General features: G+C 39.2%; 17 protein-coding genes. 5 read left to right on the top strand and 12 right to left on the bottom strand.

Going from position 1 to position 22859, the window contains the following annotated elements; all coding sequences use genetic code 11:
- Window positions 1-329: 329 nt before the first annotated feature.
- From SPD89_RS03080 to SPD89_RS03050, 7 genes are all read right to left on the bottom strand, one after another.
- Window positions 330-980, bottom strand: a complete 651-nt coding sequence (locus SPD89_RS03080; RefSeq protein WP_336260499.1) for a GNAT family N-acetyltransferase — start codon at window positions 978-980, stop codon at window positions 330-332.
- Between the two features lie 61 nt (window positions 981-1041).
- Complete coding sequence (locus tag SPD89_RS03075) at window positions 1042-2463, bottom strand: NAD-dependent succinate-semialdehyde dehydrogenase (protein ID WP_336260498.1); 1422 nt, start codon at window positions 2461-2463, stop codon at window positions 1042-1044.
- Window positions 2464-2502: 39 nt separating this feature from the next.
- Window positions 2503-3882, bottom strand: a complete 1380-nt coding sequence (locus SPD89_RS03070) for an aminotransferase family protein (protein WP_336260497.1) — start codon at window positions 3880-3882, stop codon at window positions 2503-2505.
- An 802-nt stretch (window positions 3883-4684) separates the two neighbouring features.
- Window positions 4685-6790 (bottom strand): sigma 54-interacting transcriptional regulator, encoded by a 2106-nt coding sequence (locus SPD89_RS03065; protein WP_336260496.1) that lies wholly within the window; start codon window positions 6788-6790, stop codon window positions 4685-4687.
- Window positions 6791-6940: 150 nt separating this feature from the next.
- Entirely contained in the window at window positions 6941-7897 is a 957-nt protein-coding gene (locus SPD89_RS03060) for a hydroxymethylglutaryl-CoA lyase (RefSeq protein ID WP_336260495.1), read from the bottom strand.
- Window positions 7898-9106 carry a CaiB/BaiF CoA transferase family protein gene (locus SPD89_RS03055; RefSeq protein ID WP_336260494.1) on the bottom strand — a complete coding sequence of 403 codons (1209 nt, stop codon included), beginning with the start codon at window positions 9104-9106 and terminating at the stop codon, window positions 7898-7900. It lies immediately after the preceding gene.
- A 315-nt stretch (window positions 9107-9421) separates the two neighbouring features.
- Window positions 9422-10174: an IclR family transcriptional regulator gene (locus tag SPD89_RS03050; RefSeq protein WP_336260493.1), complete on the bottom strand. Its 753-nt coding sequence runs from the start codon at window positions 10172-10174 to the stop codon at window positions 9422-9424.
- Window positions 10175-10580: 406 nt separating this feature from the next.
- Between SPD89_RS03050 and SPD89_RS03045 the strand changes: the two genes are divergently transcribed.
- From SPD89_RS03045 to SPD89_RS03025, 5 genes are all read left to right on the top strand, one after another.
- Window positions 10581-11648, top strand: coding sequence for a Bug family tripartite tricarboxylate transporter substrate binding protein (locus SPD89_RS03045; protein ID WP_336260492.1), 1068 nt, complete (start codon window positions 10581-10583; stop codon window positions 11646-11648).
- 281 nt (window positions 11649-11929) lie between these two features.
- A complete protein-coding gene (locus SPD89_RS03040; RefSeq protein WP_336260491.1) occupies window positions 11930-12997 on the top strand; it encodes a Bug family tripartite tricarboxylate transporter substrate binding protein in 1068 nt (355 codons plus the stop codon).
- A 123-nt stretch (window positions 12998-13120) separates the two neighbouring features.
- The gene (locus tag SPD89_RS03035) at window positions 13121-13615 is read left to right on the top strand and encodes a tripartite tricarboxylate transporter TctB family protein (protein WP_336260490.1); all 495 of its coding nucleotides are present in this window, start codon (window positions 13121-13123) and stop codon (window positions 13613-13615) included.
- A gap of 12 nt (window positions 13616-13627) precedes the next feature.
- Entirely contained in the window at window positions 13628-15130 is a 1503-nt protein-coding gene (locus SPD89_RS03030) for a tripartite tricarboxylate transporter permease (protein ID WP_336260489.1), read from the top strand.
- Between the two features lie 9 nt (window positions 15131-15139).
- Window positions 15140-16183, top strand: coding sequence for a Gfo/Idh/MocA family protein (locus SPD89_RS03025; protein ID WP_336260488.1), 1044 nt, complete (start codon window positions 15140-15142; stop codon window positions 16181-16183).
- 55 nt (window positions 16184-16238) lie between these two features.
- Here the strand turns inward: SPD89_RS03025 and SPD89_RS03020 are convergent, their stop codons facing one another.
- From SPD89_RS03020 to SPD89_RS03000, 5 genes are all read right to left on the bottom strand, one after another.
- Window positions 16239-17759 carry a tripartite tricarboxylate transporter permease gene (locus SPD89_RS03020; protein ID WP_336260487.1) on the bottom strand — a complete coding sequence of 507 codons (1521 nt, stop codon included), beginning with the start codon at window positions 17757-17759 and terminating at the stop codon, window positions 16239-16241.
- A gap of 46 nt (window positions 17760-17805) precedes the next feature.
- A complete protein-coding gene (locus SPD89_RS03015) occupies window positions 17806-18234 on the bottom strand; it encodes a tripartite tricarboxylate transporter TctB family protein (RefSeq protein WP_336260486.1) in 429 nt (142 codons plus the stop codon).
- Between the two features lie 239 nt (window positions 18235-18473).
- Window positions 18474-19775 (bottom strand): FAD-dependent oxidoreductase, encoded by a 1302-nt coding sequence (locus SPD89_RS03010; protein ID WP_336260485.1) that lies wholly within the window; start codon window positions 19773-19775, stop codon window positions 18474-18476.
- Window positions 19776-19880: 105 nt separating this feature from the next.
- Window positions 19881-20906 (bottom strand): tripartite tricarboxylate transporter substrate binding protein, encoded by a 1026-nt coding sequence (locus tag SPD89_RS03005; protein WP_336260484.1) that lies wholly within the window; start codon window positions 20904-20906, stop codon window positions 19881-19883.
- A 198-nt stretch (window positions 20907-21104) separates the two neighbouring features.
- A complete protein-coding gene (locus SPD89_RS03000; RefSeq protein WP_336260483.1) occupies window positions 21105-22853 on the bottom strand; it encodes a thiamine pyrophosphate-binding protein in 1749 nt (582 codons plus the stop codon).
- Between the last annotated feature and the right edge of the window lie 6 nt (window positions 22854-22859).

The raw sequence follows: 22859 nt of genomic DNA, 5'->3' as shown, positions 1-22859 counted from the left end.
TCTATTTTCATGATAGATGGTGGCTACGCTATGCGAAGCCATGCTGGTTTCTGATCTGTTAAAAAAATTTCAGAATAACTTTACATTTTGTCAATGTAACAGTTGACAATTTTCCCTTAATATCCTGGATTCCCGGATTGTGTAACGAGAAACTTCGAACCCCCGCGTAAATACTGGATAGTTCCATCATTACAAATGTTTAAAGTATAACGATGGATTCATGAACAAATTTACGACGAGACCTTGATATTACAGCATTTTCAAATTGAACTCGTTATAAATTCCGGGAACTTAGGTTAATATAACACCCGAAAACACGTGGCGTACTGTTACTTCACCACGTAATCGCTATTCACCCATTCCAAACAAGCGGCATAATATAGCGATTCTTCGTCATCAGGTAAATAATTTGGGATTACATTTTTTAACGAGAAACCGTTTTGTTTTTGAAAGGTTAGTACTGGGTCAAAAATTTCATCTCTCATTACTGCATTGGCATAGTCTTCTGCACTCATCTGTGTCGCATACTGATGGTAATTCGGCATCCGACCACCGATGATAATGCTTTTTAAATTATGTTCTTTACAGATTCGTCTTCGTTCCTCATATAGCTTTTTGCCGAAGTTCATCTTTCGGTAATTGGGATCTACTCCAACTTCAATTCCATACAAATTGGCGCCGTTTGGATTATGATTATGAATATAGCCATCTCCCGAAATTTCATCGTATGTATGGTCTTCACCGTAATCATCGTAATTTATGATTAAACTTAATGCACAGCCGACAATTTTTCCATCATATTCGATACATACTTGGCCGCGCGGGAATATGTTTACCTGACTTTCTATCTGTTCATGATTCAATGACATTCCTGATCCAAAACAGCGGTAAGACAATGCTGCGACTTCTTTCAAATCCTCATGTTTGATTTGTCGAACGAGCCCTTCTTTTTCGGTTTTGTTTATGTCTAAAGATGACATGCTAGATCCCCCTTTCTCTGCATGAAACTAAAAGAGCTGTCATAGAAAAACAGCCCAATTATTACTTCATTCCAATTGAAACAAATTTTTCCTCCATATATTCTTCAAGGCCATACTTCCCGCCTTCTTTTCCAATTCCACTTTCTTTCACTCCACCAAACGGTGCTTGAATGACTATTGGTGCCGGATCATTAATTCCGACGATTCCGTATTCTAATGCTTTCATCATCCGCAACCCGCACCCCATATCTTTTGTATAACAATAAGCAGCAAGTCCGTACTGTTTATGGTTTGCCTTTTCTATCACTTCTTCTTCGGAACTAAATGGGAAAATCGGTGCGACTGGTCCAAATGTTTCCTCTGTTGCAATTTGCATTTCCTCTGTTGCATATTGGATGACGGTTGGTTCATAAAAATATCCGCTCCCTTCTTCCGGCTTATGTATATTTCCGCCTTGAAGAATTTTTCCATTATTTTTCACAGCGTCTTCTACTTGCGCTGCAATTTTTTCCATTGCACCTTTATTAATGACCGGCCCGACATCTACTCCATCTTCCATACCATTGCCAATTCTTAATTCAGCCGTTTTCTGTGCTAACCTTTTACCAAATTCTTCAACAATACTTTCAGCCACATATATTCGATTAGTACTGATACATGTTTGCCCACTGTTTTTAAATTTTGTTAACAGGACTCCTGTTACCGCTTCATCAATATCCGCATCTTCAAATACAATAAATGGTGCATGCCCACCAAGTTCCATCGATACTTTTTTGACCGTATCGGCGGCATCACGCATCAATTTTTTACCAATAGCGGTTGAGCCGGTAAACGTAAGTTTTCGAACGTCCGGATTACTCGTCATTTCTTTGCCGATTTCTTCTGCTGGCCCAATGACGAGATTCACAACCCCTTTAGGAATCCCCGCCTCATGAAAACATTCAAACACTTTAATTGCGGATAAAGGAGTTTGTGAAGCAGGTTTTAACACAACGGTACATCCGGCAGCAAGTGCTGGAGCTATTTTTCTCGTAATCATCGACAGTGGAAAGTTCCATGGCGTAATCGCTGCACTAACCCCGATCGGTTCCCTTAGCACCATGAGATGTTTGTCGACTTGTGAGGCAGGAAGTGTATCCCCGTATAATCGTTTCGCCTCCTCCGCATACCATTCCAAATAATCAATCGCGCTCCTTACTTCACCACGTGCATCAGAAAATGGTTTCCCGTTTTCCCTCGTAATCGTTTCAGCTAAAATTTCTCGCTTTTCCCGCATCAACTTAACAACAGTAGCTAAATAACGACCTCTTTTCGCCCCAGGTATGTTTTTCCACGTTTTAAAAGCCTCTGTCGCATGAGTAATTGCTTCCTTCGTTTCCTCCCTACCACCTATCGTTACCGAATCAATCACTTTTCCGGTAGCTGGATTGATAACGTCCATTTTGTTACCATCTGTAATCCATTCCCCATTAATATATAGCATTGGTAATCCTCCTTCTCTCTAATAAAACGCTTTCGTTATTTAGGCAAGACTTTTTTCAAAAGCAGTTAACGCTTGATCGATTATGTCAATCATCTCTTCCACTTCTTCTTTCGTAATAATCAGAGGTGGTGCGATTGCGACAATGTGATTATGGGCACCGAGCGCTCTTAAAATCAGTTGTCTGTCAAAACATTCATCAACTACTCTATTCGCTGGAAATACATTTTCTCCAAACATTGTTCCGGTCGCCGGATCTTCATACAGCTCAAAAGCAGCGAGTAAACCGATACAGCGTGTGTTCGTCACAACCGGATGCCTTTCCGCTAAAAAGTCAAGCCCCTTTTTTAGTTCCAATTCCATCTGTTGTACATTTTCTAGCATTTTTTCACGTTCCATTAATTCAATGTTCTTCAGTCCAACCGCACAAGCTGTTGCATGTGCACTATATGTAAAACCATGTGCCATTACCGCTTCATAGCCATCAATCGTAGCCTTGATCTCATCGTTTACCATTACGCCGCCGAGCTGGGCGTACCCACTTGTTATCCCTTTGGCAATCGACATCATATCCGGTACAATATCCCAATTTTCAACACCAAACATTTTTCCCGTTCGGGCAAATCCGCAAATAACTTCATCCGCCATCATTAAGATGTCATATTCATCGCAAATTTTTCGAACGGCTTGCATATATCCTTCTGGGGGAATATTCACTCCTCCGGCGCCTTGCACTGGCTCAAGAATAATTCCCGCAATCGTGTCGTCGCCTTCACGCTCAATAATCCCACGAATGGATTCCGCATAATTCGGATGTTCCTTATCTCCTAATTCACATTCTAATTGATGTGGAAGCGCGTGGAACACTCCGTCAATAAATGAACCCGCAAATTCATGGAACGCTGGAATCCCTGTAGCCGTTTGCGCCGCTAATGTTACCCCGTGATATGCACTACCTAAAGCGATAAAGTTTCGCTTCTTCGGTTTTCCTTTTAGCCCCCAATAAAATCTCGATAATTTAATTGCCGTATCATTCGACTCAGACCCTCCTGAGGTAAAAAATACAGCATTTAAATCGCCTGGAGCAAGCTCCGCTAATTTTGCAGCAAGTCGAATCGCCGGTTCATTTGAAAAACCTTTGAAGGCAGAACTGTACGCAATTTTTTCCATTTGCTCTTTACCAGCATCAACGAGTTCCTGCTGACCATGCCCAACATTCACATTCCAAAGCATCGACATACCATCCATGTATTCTTTTCCATCAATTAAATTAGTAGCGTAAACACCCTTTCCTTCAGAGAAAATGACGCCTGGTCCTTGTGTTGAAACTTCTTTCGGATTGGAAGCTGGGTGAATAAAATGTTTTTTATCTAGTTCAATTAATTCTTTTATTTTCGAATCTGTCATCGTCTGTTCTTTCATGCATATCTCCTCCTGCCTATTCATCATATAGTTGTTACTAATATTTTATTGCAATTTATATGCCAATATGAAAAAAACAGTGATTATTATACTTGGTAGTATAGAAATCGCTGTCGTGGCTATGTTTTCATTTTAAAATAATTGAATTTCAAATATTATTCAGTAAGACATTTTTATGACAGGTTGCATAATGTATTCCATTTTGCATAAGTCTGTTTTCTAAAAAGTTTGTTGCTTTCTGCGTATCTTGGAATGGTAATTATCTTACCGCTACGGAAATACACTACGCTTTCCGCGGGCGGTTGTTGAGCCTCCTCGAGTATATTAAGGAGGGCAGACTAAAACCGCCCTTTACGGGCAACGTCTGCATACCCCTTGCCGGGGCAGGGTCTCACCGATGCCTTTCCTCCCGCAGGAGTCTCCGTGTATTTCCTTCGCTGGGATGGTGAATTGCAACTATTCACGACTGTTTATTGCTTGATGAAGCCATACAATGCCATTCGTGATGGTTGATTGGAGCGGAGGGCAGTCGACTCCTGCTGGAAAAGCAAATGCTCTTCAATGGGACGAAGGCAGCTGCAGTCCCACGTGTCTGAAAACCCCGCAGCGGTGGTTTAATGATGGCCGACTAAAAGCGTCCTTTGCGGACAACGTCGGCATACCCCTTGTCGGGGCAAGGAGGCTGAAGCCGTGCCCACGGAAAGCGACTGCCCGGAGCGGAAATCAACTTAGCGCATACGCGGCAGTTTATCAACTACCTAGATTAAAAATAACAAATTTCGACAAGGGTCCTGCATAAAGCCTATGTCACTTCTAAAATCTCTTTCTTTTCCATGATTCGTTTATACTTCCTACTTACCGTCGATTGATTGATTTGTAAGGCTTTCGCTGCTTCTGTTGTCGTTTTATATTTTTCCATCGCTAATGTAATCAACTGTTCTTCAATCCATTCTTTCGCTTCATGTAATGGCAAAACTTCTGTAATGACAGGCTTCGATTGCCTTGCTTGACCAAAATGCATAAACGGACTGATAAAGTCAGCTGTAATCACGTCCTCATCTGCAAAAACAACGAGACGCTCCATTAAGTTTTGTAACTCCCTAACATTTCCTGGCCAAGCATATGCTTCTAATAAACTTAACGCCTCTGGGGAAAGATGATAATTTTTTTCATATTGTTCATTTAAACGCTCAATAAAATGGTAAGCCAACAGTGGAATATCTTCAGACCTTTCACGTAACGGTGGAATTGTTATTGGGATAACATTGATCCGGTAAAATAAATCTTCTCTGAATTGTCCTGTTTTTACAAGTTCTTTTAAATCTTTATTTGTCGCAGTGATAATTTGCACGTCGATTGGAATCGTTTGTGTACTCCCGACACGTGTAATTTCTTTTTCCTGAAGGACACGTAATAATTTTACTTGCAGACGTTGTGGCAATTCGCTAATTTCATCTAAAAACAAAACGCCTTGATGTGCTTGCTCAAAATATCCAACTTTTCCTTCATTATCTGCGCCGGTAAACGCACCTTTTACATATCCGAAAAGCTCACTTTCCAACAACTCTTCTGGAATTGCACCACAGTTTAGTGCTAAAAATGGCTTATCTGCCCTTTTTCCGTGCTGATGAATAACTTCTGCAATTAAATCTTTCCCTACTCCCGACTCGCCCAAAATCATAACAGTCGAATGAAACTCTGCCAATTTTTCGATTTTCATCATGATCCGTTCCATTTTTAAACTGCTATAAATAATCTTTTTTCCAAACTTTTCTTTGCGCTTTAAATTTTCTATCTGTTTCTCGTATTCTTTGGTTAGTCTTTTCGTTGCATCGAGTTCATTTTTCAGTTTAGTAGTTTCGGTAATATCTCTCGTTGCAATGACGACCCGATACAACTCACCCTTTTCATTAAAAACAGGATTTCCAATCGCCATTACATTTTTTCCATTTCGTTCTTGGACAATCGAGGCTTTCTTTTCCCTTTTTATAACAAGATCGGCTACCGATGCACCTATATCACTATTGCTCTCCAGATCAAAAATACTTTTTCCAATAAGTTCTTTTACATTTGTCCCTGCAAAGTCTGAAATAAAATTATCACTATAACGCAGAATAATCCCTTCTTGATCAACAACTAATAATTCATCGTACATCGAAGTTAAAATTGCATTCAAATCAGCATTTAAATCTTTTACATATTGAATTTCCATCGCCATTTCTTCCACTTTTGGCAAATCCTGAACAATGATCATAAGCCCTTCCAACTGACCGTTCGCATCCACAATGGGGTTATAATCAAATAAAACTCCCAAATCATCTGTTACATGTATCTGGTTAAGCATTGCTTTCGATGTCGCAAATGTCTTCTCGATTTTTTCTGGATCAAAAATTTTTTCAGCATCTATAAACATTACGTCGTCATACGTTGACTTTATCATTCGTATGCCCGCTTCATTACAGTTGATAATTTTTCTTTCCGTATTGACGATAAATATCCCCATCGGAATTGAGGCAAGCATGATTTTCAACAAATTCGTATGATTGTCCTCTTCCCGAAGCAGTTCGATTAACAAATCCTCTCTGCGTATGTATCCAATGTATTCCTCATTGTTCTTTACAAGTGCAATTGGATCGCCGAGTGTTTGAAAAAGAAAAGGAGCGGAAACGGACTCTTCATCTTTTAACACCCCAACCATATCAAGCGAACTGGCATTGGATGTTATCATATCAAGCGTGATGTCTTCCTTCATATTACCGATAAACACATACGCATAAAGCTCGCCATTTCTTTCCAAAAAAACGAACGGATCTTTGCTTTGTGTTATTTTTTCTTCCCAGTTTTTTTCTAACGGATCAATAGATATTGAAAACAACGGATGAATTTTCTCGCGTGAAACATTCAACATAACTTCACCCCCCTTTATCTCCGAGCGTTTTAAAAGTGCCTTCATTTAGAGTGTATTATATCATAGAAGATGGAATTACAATAATTGTATTTTGTAGGAAATTAAAAAAGCCTTCCCCTTGGATTGAGGGAAAAGCTTTGATGTAGATTTCTATTTTACTTTCTTTTGGCCGGTCGGCGCTTCTTCATGTAAACGGCAGGATGGTCCCGCTTTTAGCATATAACTATCACCCGGAACACCAAGCAAATCACGCACATCTTTTGCCGCTGCAATCAGCGCCTCCAAATCCGTTCCCGTTTCAATATCCATTTCGGCAAGCATATGTGCTAGATCTTCAGTCGAAACGTTTCCAGTCGCGCCTGGAGCATACGGACAACCGCCTAGCCCCGCGATGGAGCTGTCATAAAGCGTCACACCTTGTTGCAATGCTGCCAATGTGTTCGCAAGCGCCATGCCGCGTGTATTATGAAAATGCATCGAATAGGTTATATGTGGAAATTCTGTTTTTAAAACTTCCAGCGTATCAAATACTTGTTTCGGCTGTGCCATGCCTGTTGTATCCGCAAGAGAGATTTCCCGGACGTCGGCTGCATCGTAGCGACCGACGATCTCGACTAATCGTTCAACTGGCACCAATCCTTCAAACGGACAACCAAACGCTACAGAAATAGAGCCCATTACCTCGATATTTTCCCGAGCTACATACTCAAAAATAGGCGCCTGTTTTTCCTGTGAATCCTTAACAGTCGCATTTGCATTCGACAGGCTATGAGAATCTGTCGCCGAGAGCATTGTTTTTAATTTCCTGACGCCTGCACCAAATGCCCGCTCTGCTCCTCGTAAATTCGGAACGAGCGCACGCACATCGATCCCGTCAAGCTCATTGATGACCGTACGTACCACTTCTTCCGCATCCTTTAACTGCGGAATTGCACGAGGATGCACGAATGAAGTAATTTCAAGCGACGTAATTCCAGTTGCAGCTAATTTTCGGATAATTTCTAGCTTATTTTCTGTTGGGATAAATTCGTTAATCGACTGAAAACCATCCCGTGGTGCCACTTCACATATCGTTACCCGCTCTGGTAAGGTTAATTTTTTTTCCATTTAAATCACTCCCTGTTCTTTTAGTCCCGCGATTTCCTCTTCCGAAAGTCCGAGTGCGTCGCCCAAAATCTCGTCATTATGCTCACCAAGTTCAGGTGCTCGGTGACGAATTGCTCCAGGAGTTTTAGAAAACTTCGGCACAATTCCTGGCACTTTCACTTTTCCAAGACGAGGATGCTCAACTTCGACAATATTTTCCCGTGCTTTATACTGTGGATCATTGAAAATATCTTCAATCGTATAAATTGGGCTAACTGGCACACCTGCTTCATCGAGTTTTGCTGTTAAATCTTTTTGTGTGTATAGCTTGATAAAACTGGAGACAATCTCTTGCACTTCATCATCATTTTTCAGACGAACTGCATTTGTATAATAACGATCATCTTCTAACATATCTTCGCGACCCATCGCTTTTGCAAGGCGGTCGAATGTGGAATCAGTACTACAAACGAGTACAACAAATTTTCCGTCTTTCGTTTCATATGTTCCCGCAGGACTTGAGTGACCTGAAAGTCCCGGCGATCTTTCGCGCACGACTTTATTTTGATCATATTCAGCGATTAAAAACTCGAGCATCCGGAAAATAGATTCATAGAGACCCATCTCAACGACTTGCCCTTCACCTTCCTCACCCGTATCACGGTGATAAAGTGCGCCCACTGCCGCGAACGCCACATAAACACCAGTAATATAATCAAGCAACGAGTAAGATGGACTGACAGGCGGACGATCTTTGTAACCTTGTATTGCCGTATGCCCGCTAAACGCCGTTCCCGGAGTACCAAAACCTGCTTTTTCACGATAAGGTCCCGTTTGTCCATACCCAGAAACACGCACCATCACAAGTTCAGGGTTCTCTTTTTTCAATTCCTCGTAGCCCAGTCCCCACTTTTCCAATGTACCTGGACGGAAGTTTTCTATTAATATATCAGATTGTGTAATAAGTTTTTTAAAAATCTTTTTCCCCTCATCTGTGCGGATATCAAGCGTGAGCGACTTTTTATTACGCGCAAGCCCCGGCCAACGAAGCGCCTCCTCACCCTTCCACGGACCAACCGTTCGCAGTGTGTCCCCTTTTCCTGGTAGTTCAATTTTAATTACTTCTGCACCGAAGTCCGCGAGCAATGTTGCCCCAAACGGTGCCGCAATCATCGTTGAAATATCGAGAATTTTTACCCCCGTTAGCGGACCAAAACTCTTAGCTGTCATACTAATTCCCTCCATATAATAGATCGATCTAAAACTTATAGAAAAATGAATGGGAGAGGATTTCATCCCATCATTGATTACACGATTAATATTAATATGCACCAATCTAACACAATTTGTGGAACTACAACTGAACATGCGCCATTTCTGATTGACATGTGCCGATTGGAACTTGATATGTGCCGTTTTTTCGCAACATGTGCCGATTGCAACCTTATATGTGCCGTTTCTTCGCGACATGTGCCGTTTCTTCGCAACATGTGCCGATTGCAGCCTAATATGTGCCGTTTCACCACAACATGTGCCGATAACGTCTCACAACGTAAAGCCCATATGGTTTGAAATTTCCAAAGCGCTGGCGACTAAAATTGTTTTTAAATCCGGGACTTTACTTGGGTTAAATCGTTGTGCGGGACCTGATAATGATAGTGCGGCAATCGCTTCGCCGTGAATATTAAAAATTGGTGCGGCCGCTGCTGAGGTTCCGGTTTCTCTTTCTTCAATACTCTCCGCATATTTTTCGACGGTGATCATATTGAGTTCGGAAAGTAAGGCGACTTTACTTTTCACCATTACTTGCTTTTCCATAATCTCTTCGATAAATTTTTTCGGTTCATATGCGAGCAATACTTTTCCACTCGCACCAACTGTTAGTGGGAGATGTTGGCCGATTTGAATCATATGTTTTACAGATTGCAAACTTTCATACTGCTGTACACAAACACGATGTTCGCCTTCTCTAACATATAAATTTACTGTTTCTTTCAACTGATCCCGCAAGCGAATCATCGTTTCTTTTGCTACTTCTTTTAGTTCGATGGAACGTCCGGCGCGATGGCCTAGAAAATAAAGCTGTCTACCTAGTCGATATTTTCCAGTAGAAGCTTCTTTTTCTACAAATCTATTTTCCTCTAATGTTGCAAGTATTCTCGTCGTTGTCGACTTTGCTAAACCGGTTACAATAGAAATTTCCGTTAATGTTAATTCTGATTTTTCTTCACTAAAACAATTGAGAACATCAATCGCTCGTTGGACTGAGCGAATAATTTGCGGATTATTTTCTGTCATCACTAAAACCCCTTCCTGAACCCCCTAAATGGAATTCAGTTCTATACAACAGAACTATAATTTTAGTTTAAAACATTTCTACCGATTTTTCAATATTTTAATATCAAAAATTCACTCACACACAATTTTACGCTAAAGTTCCCCCATATTCTCTAAGTAATTTTTAAATGTTCCGACAAATTCACGAAGTTTTTTTAAATTTCAGGTGACAGCTTTCTTTTTTTATGTTAGAATTCTTTTATCAATCAATTCCATTAAAGGTAAACCTGTTCCACTGAATGGAATTTTAACGCTATAAAGTAACCGTTTGCATAAAAATCATATAAAGGTGGTGGATTTTCCAGCAGTTTTCTCTTATCGTTTTACAAATAATCAACTATAATAACTAGAAAGGAAGAAACAAATAATGAATTCGTTTTTGAAGAAGTTATGCGTTTTTGGTAGTTTACTAGCTGTCCTCGCTCTAGCAGCTTGTGGTGGCGGAGGGGACAAGGGTGCTGATGAAGCAAGCCCAACAAATGATGATGAAGCTACTTCATTCCCTGAAAAAGATATAAATGGTGTCATTCAGTGGGGGGAAGGTGGGGCGACTGATATTATTTCAAGAACTCTAGCTTCCATTGCGGAAGATGAAGTTGGCGCTTCCTTAGTTATGCAAAACAAAACTGGCGCAAGTGGAGCAATCGGTGCCCAGTATGTTTATGATCAGCCGGCAGACGGATATACATTATTATTCGGAGCAGAAAACCCGAACCTTTATCAATTATTAGGCATTTCTGAAAGGGATTACGTAAATGATTTCGTTCCAGTTTCCATTATTGGACAAAGTTATGCGGGTATAGTAGTAAATAAAGATTCTGAGTTTGATACTTTAGAAGAATTAGTAGATTATGCTAGCAAGAACGCTGGAAAGCTTAAAATGGGGACATCAGGTGAAGGTGGTCTTCCACATGTAGCAAGTGCGATGTTAAAAAGTGAACTTGACACAGACTTTAACCTCATTCCATATGACGGAGATGGTCCACTAGCTGTCGCATTGCTCGGAAATGAAATTGATGTTACAGTACTTGCAGTTTCTGCTGCTCAAGAATATGTAGAGTCAGGCGATTTTAAAATGTTAGCTGTACTAAACAATAGTTCATTAGACTCGATTCCAGATGTACCGCCGATTACAGATATTTATGAACAGTTTGATCAATATTTGCCGTGGGGACCGTTTCAAGGAATTTTTGCACATAAAGATACCCCAGATGAAGTTGTTCAAAAATTAAGTGATGCCTTTGAAGCTGCACAAAATGATGAAGAATTTATTGAAAAACTTACTAGTTTGGGTGTAGATCCGTTAAATTTACACGGTGAAGAAGCGGTAGAATTTGTAAAAGCAAACCAATCAACTTCAACTTGGATGCTGTATGATGCTGGTGAAACAGAAATTTCTCCAGAAGAACTCGGTATTCCAAAAGTTGGCGAATAAAGAAAGCGAAATTGTAGCACTCTTCTAATTTTAACGTAAAAACATTAGAAAACTTGGCATTCGCCATGCCTTTGGGTGAATGCTTTAGTAGCCTTACGAGTGATTGACGTGCTAGTACTGGCGCCTGAGACAAATCTTTACGGTGAGACGAACGAAAGTGCAAATGCTCTTCGATGGGACGAGTAAGCGCAGTCCCAGTCCCAGGACGTCGCACTTTTAGCCAGTGAGCAGTAAGATAGTAGTTATACTTTTCTTAACTGCTAAACAAAGGGGGAGACAACATGAAGAAAAAACTATTTAAAATAACACTGCCAATTTTCGCAATAATCATTTTAGTTTTATCTGCCTGTAGCTCAAATAGTGGTAATGCTAATTCAGCGTCTTCAGGCGAGGGCAATGGAGCGGCAGATTCATTCCCTGAGAAAAACATTGATGGGATCATCATGTGGGGTGAAGGAGGAGCGACAGATATTATTGCAAGAACACTCGCTCCAATCGTAGAAGACGAAATTGATGGCTCACTCGTTATGCAAAATAAAGCAGGTGCTGCAGGGGCAATCGCAACACAAGATGTATACGATCGACCTGCCGATGGGCACACATTATTATTCGGTGCTGAAAATCCGAACCTTTATCAAGTGTTGGATATTTCGGATCGTAGTTATCAAGAAGATTTTGTACCAATATCTGTTATCGCCAATAGTTATGCAGGAATCATCGTAAAAGAGGATTCACCATTTGAAACGATTGAAGATTTAGTTGATTTTGCACTAAATAAACCGAATGATCTTATTTTTGGGACAACTGGTGAAGGTGGACTTCCAAATGTTGTTCTCGCCATGTTGCAAAATGAACTTGGCTCTGAGTTTAAAACCGTTCCATACGATGGTGAAGGACCAGTAACAACTGCTCTTTTAGGTGGCGAAGTTGATGTTACCTCAGTAACGGTCTCGGCTGCACAAGATTATGTAGAATCTGGTGACTTCCGCATGTTAGCAGTTGTGAACAATGAACCAATCGATGCATTACCGGATGTGCCAGCAATCACAGACGCTTATCCAGAAATTAATAAATATCTACCTTGGGGACCATTCCAAGCCGTATTTGCACATAAAGACACACCAGCCGATGTGGTGGAAAAGCTCTCGGAATCTTTCCAAGCTGCTATTGAAACAGATGAATTTAAAGCTACATTAGCAAACTTAGGTATGGAATACATGAACATTAGTGGACAAGAAGCAATGGATTATGTTGATCAAAACCGTTCTACTGCTGCATGGATGTTATATGAAGCTGGTGAAACAGTAAAATCACCAGAGGAATTTGATATCCCGAAAGTTGCAGAATAGGTTGAAGTTTTAGTTTTACTTGGAAAGCTCGCATCTCGCGAGCTCTCCTTTGTTTTATACCTTTACAACCTCTATTAAGAGCATTTTTTAAAAAGTATTTGAATCAAAAGGAGGATTTAGAAAATGCAAAAGGTAAGAGCATTTGCTCCTGGAGTAATTATGATCATCGTCAGTCTTGTGTTTTTAAGTCAAGCATTCACGATGGAAAAGGCCTCTATTACTGACCCTGCAGGTGGTAGTTTTCTTCCAGCATTAATTGCATTTGTAATGATGATCACTGGAATAACTGTTCTCTTTCAAGAACGAATGAAATTGAAAGTGGAAATGTCCGAAACACATCACAAAGTAATAGAAGCTGAAGCAGAAACACCTGACTATGAAAATACAGAAATGACAATGAGGCAATATAGTTTAATCTTAACTTATTTTATAATGATTATTATATACGTTTTATTACTATCCTTCATTCCATTTATCGTAGCAACATTTATTTTCTTATCGGTGAGCATGTTTTTTTTAAGAGGCGTTTCTTGGAAAACAAATCTTATCGTTTCTATTGTTAGTATTATCGTTATTGATTTAGTATTTTCAAAATTATTTCATATTATTTTTCCGTAAGGAGCGTTTATTATGGAAGTCATTCAACAATTACTTATTCCATTATTAGATATTAAGTTATTATTTTATGTTGCAGCGGGTACGTTTGTCGGAATTATTCTTGGAGCGATTCCAGGTCTATCTGTAACATTATGTATTGCGCTAGTACTATCCCTTACTTATTCATGGGATCTTCTTGATGCATTGGCGATTATGTTAGGGGTATATTATGGTGGTGTATTTGGTGGTTCACGAGCTGCGATTTTAATTAATATGCCAGGTGGTCCATCGAACGTTGCAACTTCCTTTGACGGTTATCCGTTAGCTCAAAAGGGAGAAGCGAAAATGGCACTGACTCTTACAACAGTGTTCTCTTTTGTCGGTGGGATGATCGGGGTTATTATTTTAGGAACAACGGCACCGCTTATTGCAAAGATTGCGATTAATTTTGGACAGCGTGATTATTTGTTACTTGCCTTACTCGGATTACTATTAGTCGGAAGTCTTAGTAAAGGAGCAACAGCAAAAGGAATATTTGCTGCAGGTGCTGGAATTTTAGTCGGACTGGTCGGAATGGATACAATCGGCGGCGGTACCAGATTTACTTTCGGTTCTTTACAATTAATGAGTGGCGTGAATTTTGTTGTAGCTTTACTCGGTTTATTCGGGATGTCGGAAATTTTATTCCAAATGAGAACGGTTAATAAACAAGGGATAAATGCGATTTTAAAGAAAACTGCCTTTCCGACAATTGCTTTTTTCTTAAAATTTTTGCCAATGTCTTTACGTGTTTCCATTATGGGTGTTTTCATTGGTGCCCTACCTGGTGCCGGGGGAGAAATCGCTGCTTTATTAGGGTATGACCATGCAAAACGAACGGTTAAAAAGACGAACCGACCATTTGGGGAAGGATCCTATGATGGTGTTATCGCACCAGAAGCTGCAAATAGTGGAGCAATCGGTGGAGCACTAATCCCACTATTAACGCTCGGTATCCCGGGAGATGCGGTTACAGCAATTTTTATCGGAGCATTATTTATTCACGGACTTCAACCTGGGCCATTATTAATGGAACAAAGTGGTGACCTATTTTGGATGATGGTCGGCTCATCCGCGTTAGCGAATATTTTCTTACTCATTTTTGGATTACTTGTTGTCACCATATTCATTCGAGTTGTTACCGTACCGAAGCAAATTTTACTCCCTATTATTGCAGTTATCACAATAATCGGCTCTTACTCGTTAAACAATAGTATTACAGATGTGTATTGGATGTTAGGATTTGGAATCGTTGGATTTTTTATGAAACTGAACAACTTCCCAGTCGCCCCGCTCGTTCTTGGAATCATTCTCGGCCCACTCGTTGACACATCGTTTAGACGAGCTTATATGAGTTCTGAAGGCGCAAGTGACTTTTTATTCGGTTTCGTCAATACACCAATTACACTAATTTTATCGATCGTGTTTGTCTTTACTCTACTTTCACAAACGAGTATGTTTGAAAATTTAAAAAGCAAATTATTTAAAAAAGCGTAGGTTAAGAATATGAGACTTGCTGTATTAGGATTAAATCATGGCTATAAGTTTGCACAGGATCTTTTGAATTTAGACGGAGCGGAGTTAGTTGCTGTTGCGGGGAATGATACGTTGGCAAAAGAGCGTGCAGCATCACTTGATGTTCCGCTGTTTGCTGATTATCGTGAGTTGCTTGAGGAATGCGAGATCGACGGTGCAATTATCACACTTCCGAATCAGTTGCATTTGGAGGCAGTGCGAGAATGTGCTACACGAGGCACTGACGTTTTAGTTGAAAAACCGATCGCATCAACTGTTGAGGAAGGCTCGGAAATGGTGCGCATCGCCCATGAAGCTGGAATCAAGCTGCTAGTAGGACACCATCGGAGATTTTCGAATAAAATTCAACGATTGAAAGAAGTAATCGACTCAGGAAAAATTGGTGATTTAGTCGGAGTCAATATGATATTTGCTGTAGCGAAGGATCGTGCTTATTTTTGGGAAAAATGGCGTGTGTCGAAATCCGGAGGCGGCCCTCTATTAATTAACGCCGCTCACGATATCGACACCATCCGCTACGTGACTGGATTAACGGTGGATCGCGTGTATGCCTCTTCGCAAAACCACATTCGTGGAAATGAAGTGGAAGACACTGCCTCTATTTTGCTCGAAACTGAAGAAGGCGTAACGATGAATTATTTCCTTTCCGACGGCGTTCCTGCCCCTTGGTCATATGAATTTACGACAGGTGAAAATCCAAAATATCCTTATTATGAGGATGCAGACTGCTATTATTTTTTCGGAACAAAAGGAAGCATCGCCTTCCCGAGTATGAAATATTATTCGTATGATGAGGACAAATACGGTTGGGACCATCCTCTTTCTATTGAAAATTTGGACGCAGAGGAAGACAATGATCCGATGACAAGTGAATTACAACATTTTATCAGCGTATTGCACGACAACACTCCACTACTAGTAACAGGTGAAGATGCAGTAGAAACGTTGAAAATAGTGCTAGCGATTAAGCAGTCAGCTGAGGAGAAAAAAATTGTACAGGTACAGCTACCTTAATTAATAAACACCTAAAGAAGAAAATTTCTTCCTTAGGTGTTTATTTAATGTCAATCTATCTATTAAATATTAGTTTAACTTTTCTACCTATAAATGATTTCACCTTTTTATATGGAGAAGTCCCCGATAGTACAGCTAATGTAGTTATAAGAAATAGAACTAAACTTATAGGTGAAGTGACAAAGCCTAGTAAAAAGTCACCGAAATTATGCTGTGAAGCTATGAGACTCGCTCTTAAAGATTTATCAATCAACGGTCCAAGGATAACACCCAATACCAATGGAGCTACCGAGAAACCAAATATCCGGAAAAAGTATCCTACAAAACCAAAAGCAATCATCCAGTAAATGTCTGTTATACTATTATTAATGGAGTAAGCACCAATGACAGTCAATACAGTAATAATTGGTAATAATATTCCTTTTGGGATGGTTACAATTTTTTGAAATGCTTTTATTCCCATAAAACCAAAAATTAACAAGAAAATATTTGATAGAAATAAAGATCCGGTAATAACCCAAAACATGTCTGGAGAATCTATCATCAATAAAGGACCAGGGTTTAGCCCATGGATAACAAATGCACCGATTATAACTGCAGTTACCGCGTCACCTGGTATACCGAGGGTCAGCATTGGTATTAATGCTCCACCTATAGCGGCACTATTGGCAGTTTCAGGTGCTACAACTCCCTCATATGCTCCTTCACCAAAAGGTCTAGTTGGTTTTTTAACTGTTTTCTTTGCTCGATCATAGCTAAATAGTGCAGCAATCTCTCCGCCAACTCCTGGTAGAACTCCGGAAAGTACACCAATCAGAGAACTTTGTAAGGAAAGTGGTAAGAATTTAATAATGAAAGCTAATGTGGGAACTATTTTCCCAACTTTATTAGTAACGGTAACACTAAATGATTTAGACATCTGATAGAGCACTTCAGAAAATCCAAAAAGTCCTAGTATTACAACAATAATATTAAAGCCACGTTGTAAATCAAGCATTCCGAATGTTAAACGAGGCACAGCGGTAATATTATCTAGCCCAACTAACCCTATAATAATTCCTAAAAATGCAGCAAAGACAGATTTTATAAAAGAGCCTTTACTTAAAGAACCAACTAGTAAAAGTCCCATAAATGCTAATAAAAAATAATCTCTATGCGCAAAATGTAAAGCTAATTGTGAAACAACTGGAGTTGTAAAAGCAAGAAATACAACACCAACCATTCCACCAATAACAGAGGTGATAGTTGCAAGTCCCATGGCTTGGCCAGCTTCTCCTCGTTGTGCAATCGGATATCCGTCAAATGTTGTTGCTACAGCTGAGGGGCCACCCGGTATATTTAGCAATATAGCAGCTCTTGAACCACCATAAACCCCACCTGTATATATTCCGATGATGAGCGCCAATGCTGGTAAAAGATCCCAAGAGTATGTTAATGAAAGTAAAAGTGCCACTGCCATCGTAACGGATAACCCTGGGATTGCACCAACATATATTCCCGCAAATGTACCTAGTGCAACCATGAGAAGCAATTCTAGGTTTAAAATTGGCATTAAAAAATTTAATAATACGTCCATTTATTTCACCTCAATAAAGCTTTATTTAATAATTTTAAAAATTAACTTATGGGAAAATAATATTAAATACGCGTTCAAAAATAATTACGATTACAATTACAAATCCCACAGAAATTACCATACTTTTCCATATATTTGTCGTTTTAAAAAATATAAAGCAAATAAAAAGGAATGCAACCGTCGCAAAAGAAAACTTTATAATTGGTATGAAGAAAATATACAAGAAAGTTAATATGATGAATCCAAGAAAAAATAATAAGTTTTCCGGTAAAATATTGTATACTTCTTTACTCTTTATTTCCTTGAAGAGTATGACTAACGCCAAGATTAACATCGTTATCGATAGAAATAACGGAAATATCTTTGGCGATGAAAGGAATTCATCCTTTACATGAATATTTAAAGATTGATTAATTAAGATAATACTAATTCCTACAAGTATTAAATTAAAATAAAATTGTGTGGATCGTATCAAAGTTTTCACCCTCTTATTTATGTTCTAAAAGAGCGTATTCAAAAGGAAGAATAAAAGACCGAGGAGTTCGAGGTAACGAGACTCCTGGTAACGTAACATAAACGATTAATACGTAAATAAATGCTTTAGCACTTAGAAAAGGTTCTTTGCTTTTTAAAGAAAAAAAACAAGTATTCACGCAAAATTTAATGTATTTTAACCATACTTTTGAATATTCTCTAAATATAAATTGTGTAATTTTATAAGATTGCTCCTTGGTTTGATAATGTATTCTGAAGTAAATTTATATCTACATTCTTGAAGTCAGTATCATGTTTGATTGCGATAGCGGAAGCAACTCCCGCTGCATGTCCAATTGCTAAACAAGGAGCCATTACCCTTGTAGAAGCGTTTGCAAATTGAGTAGTCGAAATCGAACGACCTGCAACGATCAAATTTGAAATACCTTGAGGAATTAATGTTGAATAAGGTATTTGATAATCATGTTTTAAATAAGTTTTTTTAGCTTGTGACTGGGACGGATCATGGTATTCGACTGGCCAAGCCCCCCATGAAATAGCATCATCAAATTGGGCACCATTCATAATTTCATGTTCAGTTAATACAATTTCCCCTATTATTCTTCTTGTTTCACGTATACCGATTTGTTCGGCGATTTCTGCTAAATAGGAGTTTTCAAATCCAGGCACTTTGTCTTTTAAAAACTTACTGTATTCAATTGCTGCTTCTTTACCTTCTATTTCTGCTTCAGTCATTTCTTTTCCATTCAATGGTGAAAATCCAGTGATCCAATTCATATTACAAATAATAGAATTCCCTACAGCGGATGTCATAAAGACACCAGAAGGTCGATGCAAATTATATTCACCATTTTCTTTGCTTTGTTTAACGAGATTGTTAAACTGTTCTTGTGGTAAAGCTTCTGTAACGTTAATGTCGACATTTGCCATTTTAAAAACTGTCGTCGCTGCCTGTATGTTTCCATTTCCATCGCCTATTTCAAATGGAGCTCCACATTGTGCTGTTATATCTGCATCACCAGTGCAATCAATATATTTATCAGCAAAAACACGAAAGATTCCTTCTTTATTTGATAATAAAATGTATTGAATGAATCCATTATCACATTTTGTTCCAATAACTTGTGTTTGAAAAAGTAAATCAACATTGTAATGCATTAATAATCGATCTGCAGCTGTTTTCAACAAATGATGATCACATACATCAGCTCTATGCCTACCAAAATCAGCACCTTCGTTAATTCCATCTAACTCTCTTAACTCATCCATCCATTCCTGATAGATGCCACCAATTATTTTTTTTGATTTATCAGCTGAATAAGCTCCACAAATTGTACTAACGGCAGCCAAAGTTGCCATACCGCCCAAACTACTGTTTTTATCAACTAGGAGTACCTTTTTTCCCGACTTAGCCACCCCTGCTGCCGCCCCAATCCCCGTTGATCCACCACCCATTACTAAGACATCTGTCTTTATATCACCAGCAAATGGGAGTCCAATTTGTTCCATAGTTTTAATCAATATCATCTTTTCCTTTCTTTAAATATAAATTGGAATAATTTATGAATAGAAGCGTAATCAATAAGATTACGCTTCGCTAAGCAAATCTTCTATTTTTATTTATAATTAAGGCTTCGGAATATCAAACTCTGATGGATCACTCGCTTCTCCTGCTTCATGAAGTAACCAATTCGTTTTGGATTCCCAATCTTGTTGAAACTCTAATGCTTCTTCACCACTATACCCCATCGGAATAATACTATTATCTGAAAGGAATGTTTGAAATTCATCATTTTCCCACGAAGTTTTAAAAGCATCTGATAAAGTATCTACTACAGCTTGTGGAGTGTCCTTTTTAACGTAAACTCCATAATAAGGACCCCAAGGTAAAAACTCCGCATACTCAGGTCTCTCTTCTGCTAATACAGGTAAATCAGGATATTCTTCCAATGGTTCATCATTAACAACAGATAAAATTTTTAAGTCTCCCGCCGTAACATAATCAAGTGCTGTTGCTAAACCTACTACCCCTAAATCTACTTGTTTACCGATGACCCCAGCAATACCTTCACCTGCACCATCATATGGCACTAGATTAAAATCTTTATTCAACATGGAGGATACGACTCCAGATATTCCAACTGGTCCCGTTGTCATCATACTAATTGATTTAGGGTCTTGTTCAATCTCATCTAATACTTCGGAAATAGTGTCCCACTTAGCATCTACATGTGTAACAAAGACAGGTACTTCTCTACCTAGTAAAATAATTGGTTCAAAATCATTAAAACTTAAATCAGAAATCCCTGTTGTACGATATAAGTTTTGGTTCTCAGCAGCAAATAGTAATGTATGACCGTCTGCGTCTCCTTCATACACTTCTTGAGTGGCAATCGAACCAGTTCCTCCGCTCGTATTTTGGATAACAATTGATTGATCTAACTCTTCTTCAGCTAAAAAAGCAATTGTACGTGAAATGGAATCTGTTGTACCACCAGGTGAAAAAGGGATAACCCCTGTTAAACTTTTAGTTGGAAAATCTAGTTCTTCATTTGAACTATCTTCTCCGGTTGCATCGTTATTACTACCACAAGCTGCTAGTAATCCTATTATCAAAACAATAAAAACTATTCCAAATATATTATTTTTCATAAACTCTCTTCCCCCCAAGAAATGGTTAAACAAAATTTATCAATCGATTAAAGTAAAATTATAGTAACTTAACATTTCTCTTTTCTAAAAACACGTCCCCTCTATATAAGGGTTATTACGTTTGATAGAAGCCAATTAGATATCTAGTAAACATAATAAATTTATTTAATTCTGATTATTTACTCAGATATTTTTCTTTTACTCCACACTCACATGGTGAACTTTTTTCCCCGGCGAGTAAATGTCCATAATGTTCCAGTGTCCATCAGTCGGAACTGGGTTGTTGATCATCGGTACATCAATCACGACAGGTTTTTTCATTGCGATAGCTTTTTTGAGCGCTGGCTTAAATTCGTCTGCAGAATTAATCTTGATACCTTCAATGCCGTATGCTTTTGCGATCGCTGCAAAATCAGGTGATTGTTCAAAAACGGTACCGAATGTTGTATCAAAATGTGCTTTTTCAAGGCCGGCAATTGTTCCGAATGAGGAGTTGTTCATGATTATCCAAACAACTGGAATGTTTTCTTCAGCCGCAGTCGCAAGGATTGCTGGGTTTTGACCGAATCCTCCGTCCCCAACAAGGGAAATGACCACATTTTCTGGTGCGGCGATTTTTGCCCCCATCGCCGCTGGAGCACCGAAGCCCATTGTCGCAAATCCACCTGGTGTTAAAATGCTACCTGCTTCGTAAATTGGGAACTGCTGTCCAACCCCGTTTTTATTCCAACCTACATCTGTTGTAATGTACGCATCTCTAGGAATTACTGCTTCAACATCCGCTAAAATTCGTTGCGGTACTAATGGAAAGCTATCATCTGTACGCAATTCTTCATTGCTCGCACGGAATTCTTTTTTGTAGTTTCTGATTTCCTTTTTAATCGCATTATTCGTCTTTCCTTCTGGATAAAGCTCTTTTGCCACTCGATTCAACACAGTTAATGCTTGTTTTAAATCTGCTACTACTCCCATTTCTACTGGATAGTTACGACCGATTTCATCTGCACTAATATCGATTTGGATCAGCTTTGTTTTTGGAATATCAAACGTATATTCAGATTCCCATGAGCTACTGTCCGCTTCCGCAAACTGTGTGCCGAGCGCTAACATCGTATCAGCAGTTCTCGTTTTATCATTAATGAATTTTGTTCCCCAGAATCCAGTCATGCCAAGAGTTAGATCGTTGTCATCAGACATAACGCCTTTCCCCATGAGCGAGTGTGCAACAGGGATGTCAAAATGCTCTACAAATTCGCGTAATTCTACTGCCGCATCGGCTAAAATCACTCCACCGCCAGCGTAAACGACTGGATTTTTCGATGCAACAAGTTTTTCAATAATTTCCTTAGCCCTCTCGTCATCGATCGACGGTTTTGTAATCGAACGCGTATGGTATTTCGTGCGATCGAATAGTGACGCTTCAATCTCTTTAGAGAACATATCCATCGGTACAGACACTAATACCGGGCCGGGTCTACCTGATTCCGCAAGCTGGAATGCTTTTTCCATAATTTCAGGAATTAAATCTGGACGATCGACACGCCATGCACGTTTAACAAACGGACGATAAATTTCATATTGAGCACCATCAGCATGTAAATTCACTTCCTGGTGCGGATGTTTTCCGTAAAAATGACTCGGAACATCTCCAGCAATGACAACCATCGGAATCGAGTCAAGCGCTGCGTTTGCAACCCCAGTCGCCGCGTTCGTCAGTCCAGGTCCAAGGTGGCTTAGTACAACCGACGCTTTTTTTGTCACACGCGCATATCCGTCAGCCATATGTGCAGAAATCTGCTCATGACGAACGTTTACAAATTTTATCGAACTATTTTCTAACTGAGAAAGAAATGCAATATTTGTGTGACCACATAGACCAAAAATATGCTCTACTCCGCGATCTTCCAAATATTCTACTAATAAATTCGAAACTAATCTTTTTGACATTTTCCA

The sequence above is a fragment of the Pseudogracilibacillus sp. SO30301A genome (assembly GCF_037072025.1).
GTDB lineage: Bacteria > Bacillota > Bacilli > Bacillales > Amphibacillaceae > Pseudogracilibacillus.
Note: the sequence above shows the minus strand (reverse complement) of the source record. Positions and strands in the feature narration are given on the sequence as shown.

What these genes read in the sequence shown, in the direction of transcription:
- SPD89_RS03080 (WP_336260499.1), bottom strand. Translation starts at nt 980, where the DNA reads ATGTCATCTTTAGACATAAACAAAACCGAAAAAGAAGGGCTCGTTCGA.
- SPD89_RS03075 (WP_336260498.1), bottom strand. Translation starts at nt 2,463, where the DNA reads ATGCTATATATTAATGGGGAATGGATTACAGATGGTAACAAAATGGAC.
- SPD89_RS03070 (WP_336260497.1), bottom strand. Translation starts at nt 3,882, where the DNA reads ATGAAAGAACAGACGATGACAGATTCGAAAATAAAAGAATTAATTGAA.
- SPD89_RS03065 (WP_336260496.1), bottom strand. Translation starts at nt 6,790, where the DNA reads ATGTTGAATGTTTCACGCGAGAAAATTCATCCGTTGTTTTCAATATCT.
- SPD89_RS03060 (WP_336260495.1), bottom strand. Translation starts at nt 7,897, where the DNA reads ATGGAAAAAAAATTAACCTTACCAGAGCGGGTAACGATATGTGAAGTG.
- SPD89_RS03055 (WP_336260494.1), bottom strand. Translation starts at nt 9,106, where the DNA reads ATGACAGCTAAGAGTTTTGGTCCGCTAACGGGGGTAAAAATTCTCGAT.
- SPD89_RS03050 (WP_336260493.1), bottom strand. Translation starts at nt 10,174, where the DNA reads ATGACAGAAAATAATCCGCAAATTATTCGCTCAGTCCAACGAGCGATT.
- SPD89_RS03045 (WP_336260492.1), top strand. Translation starts at nt 10,581, where the DNA reads ATGAATTCGTTTTTGAAGAAGTTATGCGTTTTTGGTAGTTTACTAGCT.
- SPD89_RS03040 (WP_336260491.1), top strand. Translation starts at nt 11,930, where the DNA reads ATGAAGAAAAAACTATTTAAAATAACACTGCCAATTTTCGCAATAATC.
- SPD89_RS03035 (WP_336260490.1), top strand. Translation starts at nt 13,121, where the DNA reads ATGCAAAAGGTAAGAGCATTTGCTCCTGGAGTAATTATGATCATCGTC.
- SPD89_RS03030 (WP_336260489.1), top strand. Translation starts at nt 13,628, where the DNA reads ATGGAAGTCATTCAACAATTACTTATTCCATTATTAGATATTAAGTTA.
- SPD89_RS03025 (WP_336260488.1), top strand. Translation starts at nt 15,140, where the DNA reads ATGAGACTTGCTGTATTAGGATTAAATCATGGCTATAAGTTTGCACAG.
- SPD89_RS03020 (WP_336260487.1), bottom strand. Translation starts at nt 17,759, where the DNA reads ATGGACGTATTATTAAATTTTTTAATGCCAATTTTAAACCTAGAATTG.
- SPD89_RS03005 (WP_336260484.1), bottom strand. Translation starts at nt 20,906, where the DNA reads ATGAAAAATAATATATTTGGAATAGTTTTTATTGTTTTGATAATAGGA.
- SPD89_RS03000 (WP_336260483.1), bottom strand. Translation starts at nt 22,853, where the DNA reads ATGTCAAAAAGATTAGTTTCGAATTTATTAGTAGAATATTTGGAAGAT.